Annotated in this window: 16 protein-coding genes and 1 other annotated feature; of the genes, 9 read left to right on the plus strand and 7 right to left on the minus strand. The window is 40.0% G+C overall.

Going from position 1 to position 17,877, the window contains the following annotated elements:
* Window positions 1–37: 37 nt before the first annotated feature.
* Window positions 38–502 (minus strand): hypothetical protein, encoded by a 465-nt coding sequence (locus tag V7077_RS05510; protein ID WP_335499170.1) that lies wholly within the window; start codon window positions 500–502, stop codon window positions 38–40.
* A gap of 140 nt (window positions 503–642) precedes the next feature.
* Here V7077_RS05510 and selB point away from each other — a divergent pair, with 140 nt between their 5' ends.
* Entirely contained in the window at window positions 643–2,526 is a 1,884-nt protein-coding gene (gene selB, locus V7077_RS05515; RefSeq protein WP_335499172.1) for a selenocysteine-specific translation elongation factor, read from the plus strand.
* A gap of 41 nt (window positions 2,527–2,567) precedes the next feature.
* Here selB and V7077_RS05520 read toward each other — a convergent pair whose 3' ends face one another.
* From V7077_RS05520 to V7077_RS05530, 3 genes are all read right to left on the minus strand, one after another.
* Window positions 2,568–4,022: a TerD family protein gene (locus V7077_RS05520; protein WP_335499174.1), complete on the minus strand. Its 1,455-nt coding sequence runs from the start codon at window positions 4,020–4,022 to the stop codon at window positions 2,568–2,570.
* A gap of 176 nt (window positions 4,023–4,198) precedes the next feature.
* A complete protein-coding gene (locus V7077_RS05525; protein WP_335499176.1) occupies window positions 4,199–7,366 on the minus strand; it encodes an MMPL family transporter in 3,168 nt (1,055 codons plus the stop codon).
* 3 nt (window positions 7,367–7,369) lie between these two features.
* Complete coding sequence (locus tag V7077_RS05530; RefSeq protein WP_335499178.1) at window positions 7,370–7,828, minus strand: MarR family winged helix-turn-helix transcriptional regulator; 459 nt, start codon at window positions 7,826–7,828, stop codon at window positions 7,370–7,372.
* Window positions 7,829–7,998: 170 nt separating this feature from the next.
* On the opposite strand from V7077_RS05530, the gene V7077_RS05535 reads away from it, so the two are divergent.
* The 6 genes from V7077_RS05535 (at window position 7,999) to V7077_RS05560 (ending at window position 13,515) form a co-directional block, all read left to right on the plus strand.
* Window positions 7,999–8,952, plus strand: coding sequence for an efflux RND transporter periplasmic adaptor subunit (locus V7077_RS05535; RefSeq protein ID WP_335499181.1), 954 nt, complete (start codon window positions 7,999–8,001; stop codon window positions 8,950–8,952).
* Window positions 8,952–9,662 (plus strand): ABC transporter ATP-binding protein, encoded by a 711-nt coding sequence (locus tag V7077_RS05540; protein WP_335499184.1) that lies wholly within the window; start codon window positions 8,952–8,954, stop codon window positions 9,660–9,662. The genes V7077_RS05535 and V7077_RS05540 overlap by 1 nt, the downstream gene beginning before the upstream one ends.
* On the plus strand, window positions 9,640–10,806 hold the full coding sequence (locus tag V7077_RS05545) for an ABC transporter permease (protein WP_420489612.1): 1,167 nt from the start codon (window positions 9,640–9,642) through the stop codon (window positions 10,804–10,806). The genes V7077_RS05540 and V7077_RS05545 overlap by 23 nt, the downstream gene beginning before the upstream one ends.
* 88 nt (window positions 10,807–10,894) lie before the next feature.
* The gene (locus V7077_RS05550; RefSeq protein ID WP_335499188.1) at window positions 10,895–11,566 is read left to right on the plus strand and encodes a response regulator transcription factor; all 672 of its coding nucleotides are present in this window, start codon (window positions 10,895–10,897) and stop codon (window positions 11,564–11,566) included.
* Window positions 11,567–11,575: 9 nt separating this feature from the next.
* Window positions 11,576–12,850 carry a sensor histidine kinase gene (locus tag V7077_RS05555; RefSeq protein ID WP_335499190.1) on the plus strand — a complete coding sequence of 425 codons (1,275 nt, stop codon included), beginning with the start codon at window positions 11,576–11,578 and terminating at the stop codon, window positions 12,848–12,850.
* A 59-nt stretch (window positions 12,851–12,909) separates the two neighbouring features.
* Window positions 12,910–13,515, plus strand: coding sequence for a PepSY-associated TM helix domain-containing protein (locus V7077_RS05560; RefSeq protein WP_335499192.1), 606 nt, complete (start codon window positions 12,910–12,912; stop codon window positions 13,513–13,515).
* 42 nt (window positions 13,516–13,557) lie between these two features.
* On the opposite strand, the gene V7077_RS05565 is transcribed toward V7077_RS05560, so the two are convergent.
* Window positions 13,558–14,442 carry a cupredoxin domain-containing protein gene (locus tag V7077_RS05565; RefSeq protein WP_335499194.1) on the minus strand — a complete coding sequence of 295 codons (885 nt, stop codon included), beginning with the start codon at window positions 14,440–14,442 and terminating at the stop codon, window positions 13,558–13,560.
* A gap of 115 nt (window positions 14,443–14,557) precedes the next feature.
* Entirely contained in the window at window positions 14,558–14,698 is a 141-nt protein-coding gene (locus V7077_RS05570) for a hypothetical protein (RefSeq protein ID WP_335499196.1), read from the minus strand.
* 103 nt (window positions 14,699–14,801) lie between these two features.
* Window positions 14,802–15,021, plus strand: a binding site (T-box leader).
* A gap of 84 nt (window positions 15,022–15,105) precedes the next feature.
* On the opposite strand from V7077_RS05570, the gene proS reads away from it, so the two are divergent.
* Both proS and V7077_RS05580 read left to right on the plus strand, forming a co-directional pair.
* On the plus strand, window positions 15,106–16,536 hold the full coding sequence (gene proS / locus V7077_RS05575; protein WP_335499198.1) for a proline--tRNA ligase: 1,431 nt from the start codon (window positions 15,106–15,108) through the stop codon (window positions 16,534–16,536).
* A gap of 120 nt (window positions 16,537–16,656) precedes the next feature.
* Entirely contained in the window at window positions 16,657–17,217 is a 561-nt protein-coding gene (locus V7077_RS05580; protein WP_335499200.1) for a GNAT family N-acetyltransferase, read from the plus strand.
* Between the two features lie 32 nt (window positions 17,218–17,249).
* Here the strand turns inward: V7077_RS05580 and V7077_RS05585 are convergent, their stop codons facing one another.
* Window positions 17,250–17,822, minus strand: coding sequence for a YdcF family protein (locus V7077_RS05585; protein ID WP_335499202.1), 573 nt, complete (start codon window positions 17,820–17,822; stop codon window positions 17,250–17,252).
* Window positions 17,823–17,877 lie beyond the last annotated feature (55 nt).

Consider the following 17,877-nt stretch of genomic DNA (forward strand, 5'->3'; position numbering starts at 1 on the left):
GTGTTTTTTTAAAATAAAAAAACCAGAATGCTCTGGTTTAGTTTGCTGGAGGATTTTTTTGTAAAAAACTGATCAATTCTGACAGGTTTTTTGATAGATGAACAATCCCTGTTTGGTTGAAGAGAATATAGGCAACGGATTTACTAATCTCAAGCTCAGGATACGCTTTTTGGGCAATTTCCTGAGTAGGTAAACTCAAGATGTTTTTTACATGCGCGGTGACCTTTTGATTTTTTTCAATCGGAATTTGTTCTTCATTTTCTCCTATGACTAATAGAGAATAAGTCCGTTCGTCTTGAGCAAGTAAATTCGGATAAGGAAAAGCTTGTGCAGACTGTGTTACGATTGCTATTTTGTGCTGTGAATGGGCTTGTTTTGGTTCGCTTGCCTTTGTGTCCTTGCTTTGACAGCCAGCTAATAGGATGAAAGAAGTAAGCATTGTTATCATTAATTTTTTCAATTGTCTTCGTCCTTTGTTGTTTAAATGTAGTATCCTCAACATAGCATATCCTCCTTACCAATGGACATGAATAATGTGGAGGATTCGTGAAAGAAGAGGCATTTTGTTTAAAAAAGTTCGCTTGTACAAATGCCTATTTAAGGCTACAGTAGAATGGTAGAACGATTAAGAAGGTGTTAATCTTGGAAAAACGTTATTTTACGATTGGGATGGCCGGCCATATTGATCACGGGAAAACGTCCTTAACAAAAGCATTAACTAATGTGGATACGGACCGGTTAAAGGAAGAAAAGGAACGGCAAATCTCCATTGAATTGGGCTTTGCGCCCCTTTATGAAGACCAAGAAATCCAAATTTCTGTTATCGATGTTCCGGGACATGAACGGTTTATCCGTCAAATGATAGCAGGCGTAGCCGGGATTGATTTAGTCGTCCTAGTGGTGGCAGCAGATGAAGGGGTCATGCCGCAAACGAAGGAGCATCTCGATATTTTAAAATTTTTAGGCGTGAAAAATGGAATCGTAGCCATTTCAAAAATGGATCGAGTGGATGAAGAATTCATTGAACTGGTGAAAGATGATATTTTAGGAGAGCTTACTGGGACCGTGTTTGAGGATGCCCCCTTTGTTCTGGTTGATAGTTTATCCAAAAAAGGAATCCCTGAAATCAAAGAATTAATTATTGATACGTTAAAGGGTCTAGAGATGCGTGATGCGAAAGGAGCCTTTCGTCTGCCGATTGATCAGGTTTTTACAGTAAAAGGGCAAGGAACGGTTGTGCGCGGAACGGTATATGAGGGTACGGTCGAAGAGGGACAAGTTTTAAAAATAATGCCAAAAGGTCTTGAAGTAAGAGCAAGGCAAGTTCAGGTCCACCATCATCCTGCAAAAAAGGCCTATGCAGGTCAAAGGGCAGCGATTAACTTATCAAATGTGTCGAGGGAAGAACTACAACGTGGCGATGTTTTAGTGTCATCGGAACATTTCATTGTATCGAAAACAATAGATGTCGCGATTCGAGTTGTTGAGGACCTTGAACATATTGTTAAGCAGCGGATGCCCATAAAGCTTCATATTGGAACAGCGGAGGTAATGGGGAGGATTGTGTTTTTCGATCGAAATGAAATTAAAGAGGAAAATGGAGATATCCTTTGTCAGCTCCGATTGGAAGAGGAGATTTTGACCAAGCGCGGGGATCGTTTCATTTTACGGCGTCCAAGTCCTCAGGAAACCATTGGCGGCGGCTGGGTAATCGACCCGCGAGCGAATAAATATCGGTTTGGGAACCAGACAATCGAAGAGCTGGAAAAGAAGAAAGCAGGCACGCCTAGAGAACGAATTACCGCCGCACTCTTGGACGCGAAAAGCCTTCCCTTAACGGAACTGATTAAGCGGACTGCCCTGGATGATTCAACATTAAGAGAGCATTTGGCTCATCCCGAATTTGTCTTCTATAATGGGAAGGAGTATACACTAAAACTCCTAATCGATTCAATTGAAGAAGACATGTTTGATGTCTTGCAAGAGTTCCATCACAGCCATTCAATGAAGGCGGGAATGAATAAAGCGGAACTTCTACAATCGCTGCAAAAAAGATTTCCTAAATCTCTGCTTGATTTTGTTGTGGAAAATGGAATTACGGGTGGGGCGTTTAAGAGAAAAGAACAATTTGTTTCTCTTGCAGGATTTGTACCATATGTGCCGAAAAGCTGGGCAAAACGGACAGAAAATCTCCTCCTTGATCTTAAAAAGGATGGGCTTAAGGTACGCTATTTAAAAGATTATTTTTCTGCTGCAGGTATTCCCGAATCAATTGAATATGACTTAAGAAAATTCCTTGAAGACCAACATTTACTGGTGCAGCTTGATGACCAATTTGCGTACCATGGGGACGTTTTCAAAGAAGCGGTTGAAAAACTGCAAAAGGGGACCAGTGACGAGTTTGAGGTGGGAGCGGCAAAGGATGTCCTCGACCTATCTAGAAAATACATGATTCCATTTTTAGAAAGATTGGACGCCAAGGGACTCACCAAGCGTGTCGAAAATAAACGTGTTTGGAAAAAATAATCAGAAAAAAGCCTCCTTCCCTAATGGGTTGGAGGCTTTTTTCAGGATAGAAACTCGGTTGGATTTAAGCCAAGCTCCCGGCAAATGTCGGCAACCATTTGCTGTTCATTTTGATCAAAATTGCCGTCCGCATAGCCGATGGCAATACAATAACGGGCCACTAATCGAGCTATTTCAGGTTTTGTCCTCATTTTTCCAAGGGCACGAAAAGCCTCGGCACGACCCATCATTCGGTCATTTTCCATCCGCGATACAAATAGGTTGAATTTTTGAATAACTTTGTTAGTATCAAAAACGCGTAATTCCTCACTTTGATGGACGAATTCAATCATTTTTTGCCGCTCAGCTGGATCTAAATAACCATCTGCCATGGCTACTAACGCACAGGCAGCTGTGACAGCATCAAGAAGGTCCTGACTTTTATATCGATTGAACAATTCTTGAGCCCTTCTTTTTTGATTATTTGCCCATTCCACATAATCTGTTTGGGAAGGGGACCACGCATTACCGCAATGGTTACAAGTAAACTTTAATTGGTTTTTTCCAATAAATCCGCCAAGCAACCCAACCGGTCCAAGGATTAATCCGCCGATGGCGGCCTTGCCTAAACCAAATCCCTTTTTTCCTGTTGTCACACTGGTCGAATGGCAGCGTGGACACATAATTTCATCTCCGCCGTAAGCCGAATGACCGGAAATTGGGGATGCTGCTTGGGTCGATTGCGGATACCCATAGGCTGGCTGCTGTTGCGTCGAGTCGGGCTGAAGATGAACACGCTGTTGGTTTGCATTTAAATTGTTCCGGTTTTGCTGGTAGGGATCATAGTTCGGCTGATTTTGATAATATGGATTTGTGTTAGAAGGTTGAGATCTCAAATCTTGCTGGTAATTTGGCTGCTGAACCTGTGAGTCTTGAGGCGGGTCATCAACCGTAACTCCAAAGTTTCGGCATAAGGCAGCTAATCCACCTTGAAAACCACTGGCAATGGCATTAAATTTCCACTCTCCGTTATGGCGGTAGAGCTCTGCTGCAACAATCGCTGTCTCGACGGTAAAATCTTTTCCTAGGTTAAACCGTAATATTTCCTCATTGGTAAGTTCGTTAAAAATTCGAACATAAGAATCTGAGATTTGTCCAAAATTTTGCCGTTTTACTTGTGCATCATGGATCGTAATCGTAAAGGCAATTCGGTGGATAGTGTCTGGAACCTTCACCAAATCAATTTTAATTTGTTCATCATCACGTACGCCTGAACCTATTCGATTATCACCACTATAAATAATGGAACCATTTCCGCCAGAAGGATTATTGTAAAAAACAAAATCTTGGTCGCTGTTTACTTTCCCCGCAGGGCCTAATAAAAAGGCTGAAGCATCCAAGTCAAAATTAGAGCCAAGCTGGCTAATATTCCAGCCTAATCCAACAACCACATTTTTCAGACCGGGGTATGATTTCGTTAAATCAACTTTTTGCCCCTTGCTAAGAGTAACACCCACAATTTTCACTCCTTCATCATATCTTCTATGTAGATTATACTAGGTAATTCAAAAAGGGAAAAATTTCTAGTCCACCTGATTAGATCGTTTCTTTTGTATATACGAATGACTCATTGAAAAGTTTCAAGCTGAGAAGAGAAAACACACTGTTCACGGTCGAACAGTGTGCTTTCTTTTTAAAGGTTATGATTGATACTTTGATTATTATTTTTCATAAACGGCCACCAGTTTGCCTGACCAAACGTTTTTACCATTACCGGTACAAACAACGGAAGAATCACCAAGGAATACAAGGCCAATCCTATCAAGAGAATTGTCGCGATTTCTACTAATGAAAGGACGCCAGACGGCATCATAGCTGCAAATGTACCTCCTAAGATAACCGCTGCGGAAATTATGACACTGCCCATCTTTTTCATGGAAAGAAGGATTGCTTGTTGGACAGGCATATCACGGTATTCATTGAATCGGTCCATTAAGAAGATGCTGTAGTCAATGCCTAGTGCTACAAGAATTACAAAGGCAAAGAACGGAACAGCCCAGCTTATTCCGGTGTAACCAAGAATGTTGACAAAGATAGACTCTGAAATAGCCATAGCTGTGTAATAGGTAAGGACCAAGGAACCGATTAGATATAGCGGCATGATCAGTGAGCGAAGCAGAATAATGAGAATAATACTAATTCCTGCAAGCATCAATATTACAGTCCGTGCATAATCCGCTTTTGAAATCGTATCAAGGTCATGATGCATACTGGATACACCGCCAACTTCTATTTTAGCATTTTCAAGCTTCGTGTCTTTCACAGATCGTTTTACCGCTTGCTTGATGTCAGTCACGCTGTGAATAGCTTCATTAGAATAAGGGTTTTTATTAAAAATAACATCTATTGTCATGACCTTGCGATCTTGTGACATATAGGTATTTAACACTTTCTGAAAATCCTTGCCATTTAGGACATCTTGTGGGATATAGAAGCCGTTTTGTTTTTGTTTTGAAACATTAGAAAGATAGTCTTGTGCGGAATTAAGGCCGTTTGATACTTGGTTTAAGCCGTCTGCACTTTGGGTCAAACCATTTGATAGTTTCGTAATTTGTCCGTCAATATCTTGAAAACCAGTAAGAAGCTGCTTCTGCCCAGTTGCGAGTTCCTGTAAGCCGCCCGAGAATTTTGGCAAATTGGCGATCGCTGTTCCTTGACCTTTCTCCATTTGGGTAAGACCATCTTCAAGCTGCCCAATACCATTGATCAGCTGGCCCATTCCATCAATCAGAAGAGCTTGACCGGCAATCATTTTCGTTAAGTTTTGATTGGCGGTTGTAATGCCGTTTTGTGCACTGTTTAACCCAGCATTAAGAGTGTTAAGACTTGTAAGTAAAGATACCCTTGGGTCTTTCACATTGGCATCGGTAGCTGTTTTAACTCCAGCAACTGTCATTTTAATAGCTTGATAGCTTTGATTTTGCGCAATGTCGGCATATTGTTTTTCTAAATTAGCAAAGGCTTGGTCGGTATTGACAAGATTTTGATGAATAGCACTTAAGCCGCCGGCTATTTCATCATAATGTCCTTGAAGTGTGGCAAGACCAGAGCTTGCAGATTTATAACCTGCCAATAACTGTTTATAACCTGCTAAAAGCTGTTCTGATTGAAATTTTATTTTTGCTAACCCGTTACGTGCTTCTGTGGCCCCAATGGAACTATCCTTGAGCCCATTTTGTATTCTCGTCAGTCCATCTTGAAGGGAGCCCATTCCTGTCTTAAGTTGATTGGTTCCTGTGATTAGCTGACTAATTCCATTTGTTGCTTCCTGCATTTTGGGCTGATTAGCAGCCATTTGTTTCCCAGCCTCAGAAAGGCCAGAACTGATTTTCTTAATGCCGTCATTTCCTTTGCCCAGTCCATCACCAAGGCTTGCTGCTTGTTTAGAAATATAAAAATCATCGATTGGTGTGCCGGTCGGACGGGTGACCGAACGAACAGTTTCTACATGTTTAACTTTCAATATTTCCTGGCTGATTTTATCTGTCAGAGTAATATATTCAGAAGTATTGAGTTGATCATCATTTTTAATGACGATTTGCGTTGGCATAGATTCACCAGGACCAAAAGAGTCTGCAATTAGATTAAATCCTTTGATCGAAGGATAATCATCGCTTATTTCTTCTAGTGAATTAAACGATAGTTGATCTTGAAAAGTAAATAAAAATGGAACAGAAATAATAACAACAAGGATAAAAGCCAGTAAAGGCCGAGATAAAGCAAATTTACCCATGGTGCCCCAGATTTTACTGTCACTATGTTCAAGCTTGCCTTTTGATGGCCAGTAAAGCTTCTTTCCAAGAACAGCCATAAAAAATGGAACAACCGTTAGTAAGGCAAGTAAAAGGATGGCAACTCCAACAGCTACAGCTGCTGCTGACTTATAAAGCTGGAAGGTGGAGAGGCCAATTGAGGCAAACCCAATCATAACAGCAATTCCACTGAAGAAAACCGTTTTTCCAGCAGTCCGGTAGGTTTCTACAATCGCTTCAATTACATCATCTTTTTTCGCCATTTCTTCTTTAAAACGGCTTAATAGTAAGATACAATAGTCCGTTCCGATTCCAAAAAGGACGGCAACTAAGAAGGTTTGTGTAAAAGTGGATAATGGGAAATTCACATGGTCGACTAATAACCCAACAATGGATTGAGCTGTTAGATAACTGAATCCCACTGTAACCAACGGTATAATGGGAGCAACTACCGACCTAAATACAAGCAGAAGTACCGCTAAAATAAAAACAACGGTAATCCCTTCTGTTTTTTTCAAGCCTTCCTGAGAGTTGGTGACAAGATCTTCGCTGATGACCCAATTCCCGGTATAATAATGATCCAGCTTAACGCTGTTAATGGCTTGATACAGATCCTTTGAAATCTCTTTTGCTTCCCGTCCGTCAGCTGTTACCTTTACCGAAACAAGGATAGTTTTCCCGTCTTTTGAAACGAGCTGATCCTTTAACTCCTTTTGCTTGAAATGAGTAAGGATCTCGGTAATGCCCAGTTGACCTTTTTCTTTTTCAAGGGTATGAACCGCTTTTTCAGCATTCGCAAAGTCTTCCTTTGTCAGTTTCTTATTACTATGAAAGACAAGCGCAGTTTGTAAACTGCTGCCTGCATTTTCACTTGATTGGACATCTTTCAGAATCTTCGATGCAATCGTGGATGAATAGCCATCCGGAACCGATATTTGCCCCTTTTCACGGACGAGTGACTCCATATTAGGCGCTGCCATAAAGAGGGCAGCGATGACTGCGATCCATGCAATCAGAATAAACCACTTTCCTTTAATAATAGCTCTCACAGGCTATTCCTCCATTTCCTTTTTCTTGTTATCTAATATAGATGCTAATTTTTCGTAGGTATTAATAAAATTCTTTATCTCGACTTCGTCAAATTGAGTAATGATTGATGCTACTAACTGTTCAATTTTTTCCTGACAGGTCTGATATAGTATCTTTCCTGCATCCGTTAACGTTAAATAGACGACACGCCTGTCGTCCTGATCCCGGGTTCGCTCAATTAGTCCTCTTTCAGCCATCCGGTTGATAATCGCTGTAATCGCACTTTTATTTACTTCAAAAGCATCAGCCAATTCAGACGATGTGCATTCTTCAGACTGGGAAATATATCTTAATATGTAGTGCTGATCATTGGTTAACTCATCGCCAATCTGCCCCTTGATTAAGGATTCAGCTTTTTTATGAACACGAAAGGAAACAGATACATAGCGATCAATTAACTCTTGAATGGTAGGATTATTCATTCTTAGTTATCACCTCTTAAAAATTAGTTAAACTAGTTAACTATTCACGTGTTTAACTATAATAGAAAAGAAAATGCGCGTCAATTCAATCCTTTAAGGAAAAGTTAAGAAACTAAGATAATAATAGGCTTATTCAAATGAAAACCGTATAGGAAAAGGAGCCAGCACAAATGAAAAAATGGATTTTAATAGCGGTGGCTGCCGTAGTCGTTAGTTTCTCGGGCTATCAATGGTACGCAGTAAAAACAAGTGCCAAGACTACATCATCACAAGAACGAACGGCCGTAGTGAAAAAAGGAACATTAGCTGTCAATATCAGTGGGTCCGGAACTGTTCAAGCAATAACTAGTCAAGATATTATGTCAACCTTTAATAATGATGAAATTGATGAAGTATTGGTTGGGACTGGCGAAAAGGTAAATAAAGGTGATGAGCTGATTACATTTACGGATGGCAGTGACCCAATCACAGCACCTGCAGCCGGGAAAATAACGACATTATCTGTTTCTGCAGGAGATAGTGTTACTTCCGGACAAGTGGTCGCCCATGTAACGGACTACAGCGGCTTGCAAACAGCTGTGCAAATTGATGAACTTGATATTTCTAAAATCCAAAAAGGACAAACGGTCAATTTAAAAGTAAGTTCATTCCCTGAGGAGAAGTATACTGGAAAAGTTACCGATATTTCGAAAGAAGGTACTTCTTCAAATGGAATTTCTACCTTTACCGTTACGATAACGATTGATAAAATCACTAACCTTAAAGTAGGTATGAGCGTGGAGGCGAGCATATTAACAGAAAGTAAACCAAATGTCATATATGTTCCACTTGATGCAGTCCATTCGTCAAATGGTAAAAAATATGTCAATGTTGTTTCATCTGATGATTCCTCAAACATGACCAAGAAAACCGTCACAACCGGGATCGCCAATGAAGATTATGTAGAAATCGCAAAAGGACTTACAGAAGGAGAAACCGTTCAACTGCCAAAATTAGCTAAGGCAAGCACAACGACCTCTACAACACAAACAAATACACTGCAAAGCAGCCTTAGCGGCATGGGGGGAACCGGCGCAATGAGATCAATGTATCGCGGCACTGGTACAGGAAGGAGTGGACAATAATGGCAAAACCGATTATGCAAATTAGTAACCTAAAGAAAGCATACAGACTTGGCGGAGAAATCGTCCATGCATTAAATGATGTATCTATTGAAATTCAAAAAGGAGAATTTTTGGCGATTATTGGTCCATCAGGTTCGGGTAAATCAACATTAATGAATATGATCGGATGTCTGGACAAACCACAGTCGGGAAAATATCTCTTAGATGGTAAGAATATTTTTAAAATGGATGACAATGATTTGGCGACAATCCGAAATCAAAAAATCGGCTTTATTTTCCAAAACTTCAACCTGCTAACAAAATTAACGGCAATTGAAAATGTTGAGCTTCCGTTATTATATGCCGGGGTATCCACAAAAGAACGAAGGGAGAGGGCTATCCAAGCTTTGGATAAAGTGGGATTAAAGGAGAGGGCAGGTCATTTGCCAACACAACTGTCAGGCGGACAGCAGCAGCGGGTTGCTATTGCCAGAGCACTTGCAGGTAATCCATCCATCCTGCTAGCTGATGAACCAACTGGTGCCCTTGACAGTAAAACAAGTAAGGAAATTATGCAGATTATGAAACAACTAAATGAATTGGGCCATACCATTATCCTCATTACTCATGACCTTGACATTGCCAAACAAGCAAAACGAATGGTTAGTATCCAGGATGGTCAATTACAGGAAAATGGGGGTGAGCTCATTGGGCATCTTGCAATCCATTAAAATGGCTCTCAAAAGCATCAAAGGAAATAAACTAAGATCGATCCTTACCATGCTGGGAATGATAATTGGGGTCTCATCTGTCATCGTTTTAGTCTCCATTGCCCAAGGCTCTGCAAAAAATGTAACAAGTCAAATCAATCAATTAGGGACCAATCTATTAACGATTAATACGTTTAGTACTGATGTGGCTCTAACAGAGGACAAAATTAGCGAGATTAGTAAATTAGATGGTGTAAAAGCGGTATCACCCGTTGTAACTGGACGAGTCAACGTAAAAAAAGACCGGACAACTTCACAGGTGACCATGACAGGAACGAATGCTGCCTATTCAGAAGTGCGTGATACCAAAGTAAGTGCAGGACGTTTTATTACTGATTTGGATATTGAATATCGGCAAAAGGTTGCCGTCATTGGTTCATCTACGGCGACAACTTTCTTTGGAACAGAAGACCCTGTTGGTCAATATCTGCAAATTGAAGGAACATCATATAAAGTCGTCGGTGTTCTAGTTTCGAAAGGCAGCTCAATGGGCCAGGGCGGGGACAATACCGTAATCGTTCCACTTAGCACGGGCCAGCGTTTAATTGGAAGTACGACGATTAGCACAGTCTATTTAAAAGGTGAAAGTGAAGACCAGATGGATGCAGTCATGAATTTGGTTGAAACAAAAATGGCTTCCCTTTTCCCAGCTCAAACTGATTCCTATAGTGTGACAAATCAGCAGGATGTTATGGACACAATGAGCTCTGTATCGGACACCATGACGTTGATGCTCGGTGGTATTGCTAGTATTTCCTTGTTGGTCGGTGGAATTGGAATTATGAATATTATGCTCGTATCTGTTTCGGAACGAACAAAAGAAATTGGTATCCGTAAAGCGATTGGAGCCAAAAGGCGGGATGTCCTTGTCCAATTTTTAATTGAAGCGGTTGTATTGAGCGGAGTCGGCGGTCTAATCGGGATTATCTCGGGGATAGGAATCGGGAAATTAGTATCATCCTTATTTAGCTTAAGTGTCTCCTTCTCTTCTAACGTGATTCTATTTTCGTTCTTGTTCTCGTTAGTAGTTGGAGTCGTATTCGGTGTATTCCCAGCAAATAAAGCTTCCAAGTTAAATCCAATTCAAGCATTACGGTATGAATAACTGGGAAATTGAAGCGGTCGCTGCTGTTGCGTCCGCTTCGTTTCCTATATACTAGAATGACTGCAAGTAATGTTAAGGAGAGATAGAAATGCGTTTATTGGTGGTAGAGGATAACCTTTCATTATTAGAATCGATTGTTCAACTTTTATCCGATGAATTTGAGGTTGATCAAGCTTCAAACGGCGAGGATGCTTTATTCTTAGCGATGCAAAACATCCATGATGTCATTGTTTTGGATGTGATGATACCTGAAATCGATGGTTTCGAAGTGCTGCAGACGATCCGCAAGGAAGGATTAAAAATCCCCGTCTTATTCTTGACAGCAAGAGACTCTTTAGAAGACCGTGTAAAAGGACTTGATTTTGGCGGTGATGATTACTTAGTAAAACCGTTTCAAGCTGCTGAATTAAAAGCGCGAATCAGGGCGTTATTAAGAAGAAGCGGCAGTTTAACGACGGATCAAACCATTAAATATCGAGGCATTGAGTTATTAGGCAAGGAACGCGATATTTTAGTAGATGGAGAATCCATTAAACTTACAGCAAAGCAATATGAGCTTTTGGAATATTTGATTCAAAATAAGGGAGTTATTTTAACAAAAGAACAAATATATGATCGTGTATGGGGATTCGACTCCGATACCACGGTTGCGATTGTAGAGGTGTTCATGCACCATCTTCGTAAAAAATTAGAGCCGTTCGGCTACCATGCTGATATTAAAACCATCCGTGGTGTGGGCTACATGCTGAACGAAGAATAGGGGCCGCCTATGTTTCGTCAAACACATATTAGACTTACTTTTATTAATTCAATTGTCTTTATTGTTTTAATTAGTATCCTAGGGAGCATTATTTATTTCTATACAAATAATAAACTTTACCAGGATGTTAACCAATCCTTAATGGATTCTGTTGAACACTACCAGCAGCCAATTGGGCAAATGGCTAAACAAGATGGAAAACCTGAAGGGGATGGGGATGATCATACTGAACCGAAATTTATGCGAAGAGATCCACGAATTATTACGTTAGTCTGGGATGAAAAGGGTAAGCTGTTGGCAGGGCAAGACCGTGGTGCAGCACTATTTGAGGACAATGAAAAGCTGATTCGTCCCAAGAAATACGGCACCTTAGAGGACGTCGATGTAGAGAATTTTACTTTTCGCTATTTGGCATTCAAGGCTCAAGTTCCAGAATTAGGGGACATTACAGTCCAAGTAATTCGAAATGTGAATTCAGAAAATGAACTCCTTGACAGGCTTCTGTTAATCCTGTTAGTTGGCTGCGGTGTAGGGATTCTCTGTGCGGTGGCTTCAGGTTATTTCCTTGCTGGCAGAGCATTGGTACCTATTAAAAAATCATGGCAAAAGCAGCAAGAATTTGTTTCTGATGCCTCACATGAGCTGCGAACGCCATTAGCAGTTATTCAGGCCAAGACAGATATCCTGTTTCGCTCGCCAACGTCAACCATTCAGGAAAAAATAATAGATATATCCACGATTTCAAAGGAATCAAGGCGGCTTTCCAAATTAGTAACCAATTTACTGACACTGGCTCGGTCGGATTCCGATCAAATTGAAATGAAAAAATCAGAATTTCGATTGGATGAACTTTTAAAAGAGATTGTTCAACAGTACGAAGAGTTTGCGATGTATCAAGAGAAAACCCTTCGCTTAGAAGCTGCTGAACCTATTACGTTTTTTGCCGATAAAGAAAGGATTCATCAATTAATTGTCATTCTCTTGGACAACGCCATAAAGTATACAAAAGAGGGAGGAGAAATCTCGCTTTCCTGCACTCAGAGCCATTCCTCTATCTATCTAAAAGTAAACGATACAGGAATCGGAATCCCTGAAAAAGACATTCCAAAGATATTTGACCGTTTTTATCAAAGTGATAAAGCTCGGACGGAAGCTGACGGCGCTGGACTCGGCCTGTCGATTGCTAAATGGATTATCGAAAAACATCATGGCAAGACAAAGGTTCAGAGCGTATTAGGTGAGGGAACAAAAATTGAAATGATCTTTCCAAAGTCCCAAAAATAATTTTTGGGGCTTGTTTAAATCTTAAGAAAAACTTAAGGAAACCGATTCATAATTTATGTGTGCTTACTAAAGCTTCAGGATATTTGAAGGGAGAAAAACAGGTGAAGAATACTAGAAAAGCTCATTTATGGATTGGTTTAATTGCGTCTATTTTTATCTTTATGGAGTCGATTACTGGTCTATTGATGAATGAACCATGGTTAATCGGACAAACATCAATGGAAGGCGGCAGAGGCAATTTTCAACCAGGTCAAATGAATCAAAGCCATTTTAATAACGGTCAAACCAATCAGGGACAAGCTAGACAAGGAATGACGCAGAATTCTGGACAAACTTCCGGTCAACCACAAGGGCAAAATGGTAATCAAAACCAAAATTTCAATCAAAATGGCCAATTTCAAGCACGCGGTAATTTTAGCAGAAACGGGAACTTTCCAGCTGGAATGGCAATGAACAGAGATGGAATGGGACAAACCTCAATAATGGGAATCATCCGTGGTCTCCATGAAGGCCGTATTGGCAATACCAATATAAAATGGCTAATCGATTTGATTGCACTTGCCATGATCGCATTAACAGGTACGGGAATTTATTTATCAATTAAGGTCTTAGGGGCGGAAGCGAAACGAAAAAAACGCCAAGCAGATACTTTTAGTGATCTTTAATAAAATAAATGCACACGAGTCTGACTCGTGTGCTTCTTTGTCTTACTCCACAATGATTTTCCCTTTAAACATTTGCATACCACAGCTAAATGTATATTCACCTGTTTTATCTGAAGTGAATGACAATTTTGTTGTCCCCGTCTTCAATTTTATATTGTTAATGTTTAAATCCGGTATCATAAAGGTAGATAAGCAGTTACTGCTGTCTAAAGGATTAGTAATTTCAAGTTCCACCGGAACACCTTTTTTAACCCGAATCACATTAGGGGAATAGCCTTTATCCGTTACAAGCATTTGGACTTTTGGAGCAGAATCTCCGGAGACATCTACTTCTGTTTTAGCTGTATCAGTTGTTTGTGACGTTTGAGTTTGAGCAGCTGCGCTTTTACTGGGAATATTTACAATGTCACTACTGTACATAAACAAGAACAAAGAAACGAGGACAATGCCTCCACCGATTATTGCAAAAGGTGAAAGTTCATCCGTGTTAATCGTAAATTTGCTGTTTGTCGTCACATGGATATAAACAATCACAAAGCCAATGATGACAACATAAAATCCTAATAGGATACCAAGCAATATCGTTGGGTTAATATACTGGAGGAACAGTCCAAGAATAGCGCCATTTATTCCGCCTATTAAACCAGAAATTGCTCCCATCAAAATGGCTAAGATCCCCACAGGATGCCCGGCTAAGAAACCAACGACGAAACCAATAATCATGCTGATTCCTACTGTCAAGAAGGTCTCACCGGAAACCAGGCCAATGATGCTTCCGGCAAGTAACCCAGTGATCACAGCAATTACCATACTTACCAGGATTCCCGGAGTATTGTTCAGTTTGCTTTTATTTCGATAAACTAGATAAATGGAATAGCCTGAGCCGATGGCCACAAATGCGGCTGAAATAATCGAAAATATGTTCATGCTTTGTCTCCTCTTATGCGCCTTAAAAATTAAACAACATAAGAGTATTATAAATGTAAAAAATAGATTGTAATTTGTATTTTCTGTGATTTATATGAACGTTTTATGACTCTTATCAAGATTCACCGTCGCTTTTGTCTTTATCCAAAGTGTTTTTATAAATTCTTTTTAAGACTTCATTTTGAAGTTTCATATATTCGAGTAATATTTCTTTTTCTGCTTCTTCTTGCGCTATTTCGTCCTTTTCTTTTGTCATCCTTGTACCCCTTTTTGTCCTAATTTTAGCTCAAAGAGCATAGTAAATCATAATTTATTTGACTTTTATTATAGAGAAATATATAATTTTTTCAAAAATACTATTTGAAACGTTGACGGGGATTAGTAAATTGATGCGGTCTTACCAAGAGAGGAAACCATTGGTGTGAGGTTTCTTAAGACAAACAATTGAACCTGCCTCACGAGTTCTGTATCGGATTATTACTTGAAGATACATGCGGATAAAATCCGTTATCATGCGAGAGAGTTTAAAGCTTTTGCTTTATGAATTTAGGGTGGTACCGCCAGGCCTTGGTCCCTTTTTTAGGATCAGGGTCTTTTTGTATTCAAAAAGCGGATAAAAGCTGAATCATTCTTTCGATATAAAAATAATAATGGGGTGTCAAAATGGCAAAGGAATTTGTAAAAGATGTAACCAGCATGGACGAGGATTTCGCCCAGTGGTACACAGATGTTGTTACAAAAGCAGATTTAATTGATTATTCAAGTGTTCGCGGTTCGATGATTATCCGACCATATGGATATGCATTATGGGATAATATTAAAAACGAGCTGGACCGACGCATTAAAGAAACAGGGCATGAAAATGTTTATATGCCATTATTTATTCCAGAGAGCCTGCTTCAAAAGGAAAAAGACCATGTTGAAGGTTTTGCTCCTGAAGTGGCCTGGGTTACTCATGGCGGTTCTGAGCCATTAACAGAACGCTTAGTCGTCCGCCCAACATCAGAAGTATTATTCTGTGAGCATTACAGTAATATCATTCACTCATACCGTGACCTGCCAAAACTATATAATCAATGGGCTAACGTAGTTCGTTGGGAAAAAACAACCCGTCCATTTTTACGGACTTTAGAGTTCTTATGGCAGGAAGGACATACTGCCCATGCAACGGATGAAGATGCAATGGAAGAAACGATTAAGATGTTAAATGTCTATGCGGCAATTTGTGAAGAGATTCTTGCCATTCCAGTAGTTAAGGGCCAAAAAACCGAGAAAGAGAAGTTTGCTGGTGCGAAAGCTACCTTTACGATTGAAAGCTTAATGCATGATGGAAAAGCATTACAATCCGGAACTTCCCATCACTTTGGTACAGGGTTTGCTGAAGCGTTTAACATTCAGTATACAGACAAAGAAGGAAAGCTGCAGTATGTTCATCAAACATCATGGGGCTTTACAACCAGAATCATCGGTGCATTAATCATGGTTCACGGCGACGACCGCGGTTTAGTAATCCCTCCAAAAGCTGCGCCAACTCAAGTGATGATTGTTCCTATTGCACAGCATAAAGAAGGCGTGCTAGATTTTGCTTATGATTTGAAAAAATCTCTAGCTTCGGTAGCCCGCGTTGATATTGATGCCAGCGATAAAAAACCAGGCTGGAAGTTCAATGAGTACGAAATGAAAGGGATCCCTGTCCGTCTTGAAGTCGGACCTAAGGATATTGAAAATAAACAGGTTGTCTTGGTTCGAAGAGATACCTTAGAGAAGGTTGTTGTTTCTTTAGACGAGTTAGAAACAAAGCTAGTTGAATTATTAGATGATATTCAATCAAACCTTTACAATAAGGCATTAAATCACCGTGAAGAGAGAACTTCGGTTGCGACAACTCTTGGGGAGTTAAAGGATAGTCTTGAAGCAAAACCAGGGTTTATCAAAGCTATGTGGTGCGGTGATTTAGCCTGTGAGGAGCAGATTAAAGAAGAAACAGGTGCAACTTCCCGCTGTATTCCTTTTGAACAGGAAAAAGTGGCTGATAAATGTGTTTGCTGTGGTAAAGAAACAGACAAATTGGTTTATTGGGCTAAGGCATACTAATAATATGAAGGCTCTTCCATCTTGGAAGAGTCTTTTTTATATTATGGACAAACAGACGTAAAAAAGGAAAACTGCAGACATTTAGCGAATTTTAATCATTTAGAAGGGGGAAAGTCATATATGAAACCAATCTTAATAGATTTTCCGGAAGAAATCTTTACGGAGAGACTATATATTCGAAAGCCGTTGCCCGGAGATGGAAAAATGGTATTTGAAGCCATGCAGTCATCATTAAATGAGCTAAAGCCATGGATGCCTTGGGCCAATCGAGAGCAAACCGAGCAAGAGGTAGAGGCCAATATGCGTGATGCCCATGCGAAATTTTTAACCAGAGAGGACCTAAGACTACATATTTTCGACCGGGAAACAGGTGAGTTTATCGGTGCTACTGGGTTGCATCGAATGAATTGGGATATACCAAAATTCGAAATCGGCTACTGGATTGATACGAGACAAAGCGGAAAGGGTTATATTACGGAGGCAGCTCAAGCAATCACAGAATTTGCCTTTCTCGAATTAAACGCAAAACGCGTAGAAATCCGGTGTGATCGTAAAAATACCAAAAGCCGAGCAATTCCTGAGAAATTAGGTTTTACATTAGAAGGGATATTAAAAAATGACGGAATCTCTGCCGATCAGCAAGAACTCCGCGATACTTGTATCTATGCTAAAATCAAATAATGAAAAAAACTCGACGCCGTCGAGTTTTTTTACTAGAATCCGATTATATATCTTTGTAAATAAAATTTTGTTATTGCCAAATATTCACGTGAGTAGGACTTTATTACAGCTGACCAAGGAGTCTCAGCAGAAAGGCCCTCTACACGTAAACCTTGGTAATTAGCAATTGAAAGAGCACGATATAAATGGAAAGTGTTGGTTACTACTAGGCCTAATTCAGCATTAGAAGGAATGTATGCCTTCGAGAACTCAATATTTTCATATGTATCGGTAGAGTGCTCTTCTAATAGTATACGAGAGTCGTTAATACCTTGATTTACTAACTCTCTTTTAATTGCCTCCGCCTCAGTTATATCTTCGCCTGGACCCTGGCCCCCTGAAGCAATCACAAGAGTATTAGTATTTTCTTTTAAATATTTGGCTGCAGCATTGATCCTACAGGCCAAAACCTTAGATGGTTCTTTACCTTTAACCCTTGCCCCGAGAACAATCAAATAATCTGCATTTTTTGGCGCTTTAATATGGCTATATTGGATAATCTTTACTTGTAATATGCCGACATAAATCAGCCCTACAACTGCCAAGAGACCTAGAAGCCTTATCATTCTTTTGTTTCGCCTCATCTTCTCAATTCCCACTTTTATTTAGGCTGTGTTAATC

The sequence above is a fragment of the Neobacillus vireti genome, from assembly GCF_036962465.1.
GTDB classification, from domain to species: Bacteria; Bacillota; Bacilli; order Bacillales; family Cytobacillaceae; genus Neobacillus; species Neobacillus vireti_B.

Bases quoted from the DNA above. Each gene is read 5' to 3' on its own strand.
- V7077_RS05510 (WP_335499170.1), bottom strand. From the start codon at position 502: ATGTTGAGGATACTACATTTAAACAACAAAGGACGAAGACAATTGAAA.
- V7077_RS05530 (WP_335499178.1), bottom strand. From the start codon at position 7,828: ATGAATAATCCTACCATTCAAGAGTTAATTGATCGCTATGTATCTGTT.
- V7077_RS05535 (WP_335499181.1), top strand. From the start codon at position 7,999: ATGAAAAAATGGATTTTAATAGCGGTGGCTGCCGTAGTCGTTAGTTTC.
- V7077_RS05540 (WP_335499184.1), top strand. From the start codon at position 8,952: ATGGCAAAACCGATTATGCAAATTAGTAACCTAAAGAAAGCATACAGA.
- V7077_RS05550 (WP_335499188.1), top strand. From the start codon at position 10,895: ATGCGTTTATTGGTGGTAGAGGATAACCTTTCATTATTAGAATCGATT.
- V7077_RS05555 (WP_335499190.1), top strand. From the start codon at position 11,576: ATGTTTCGTCAAACACATATTAGACTTACTTTTATTAATTCAATTGTC.
- V7077_RS05565 (WP_335499194.1), bottom strand. From the start codon at position 14,442: ATGAACATATTTTCGATTATTTCAGCCGCATTTGTGGCCATCGGCTCA.
- V7077_RS05570 (WP_335499196.1), bottom strand. From the start codon at position 14,698: ATGACAAAAGAAAAGGACGAAATAGCGCAAGAAGAAGCAGAAAAAGAA.
- proS (WP_335499198.1), top strand. From the start codon at position 15,106: ATGGCAAAGGAATTTGTAAAAGATGTAACCAGCATGGACGAGGATTTC.
- V7077_RS05580 (WP_335499200.1), top strand. From the start codon at position 16,657: ATGAAACCAATCTTAATAGATTTTCCGGAAGAAATCTTTACGGAGAGA.
- V7077_RS05585 (WP_335499202.1), bottom strand. From the start codon at position 17,822: ATGATAAGGCTTCTAGGTCTCTTGGCAGTTGTAGGGCTGATTTATGTC.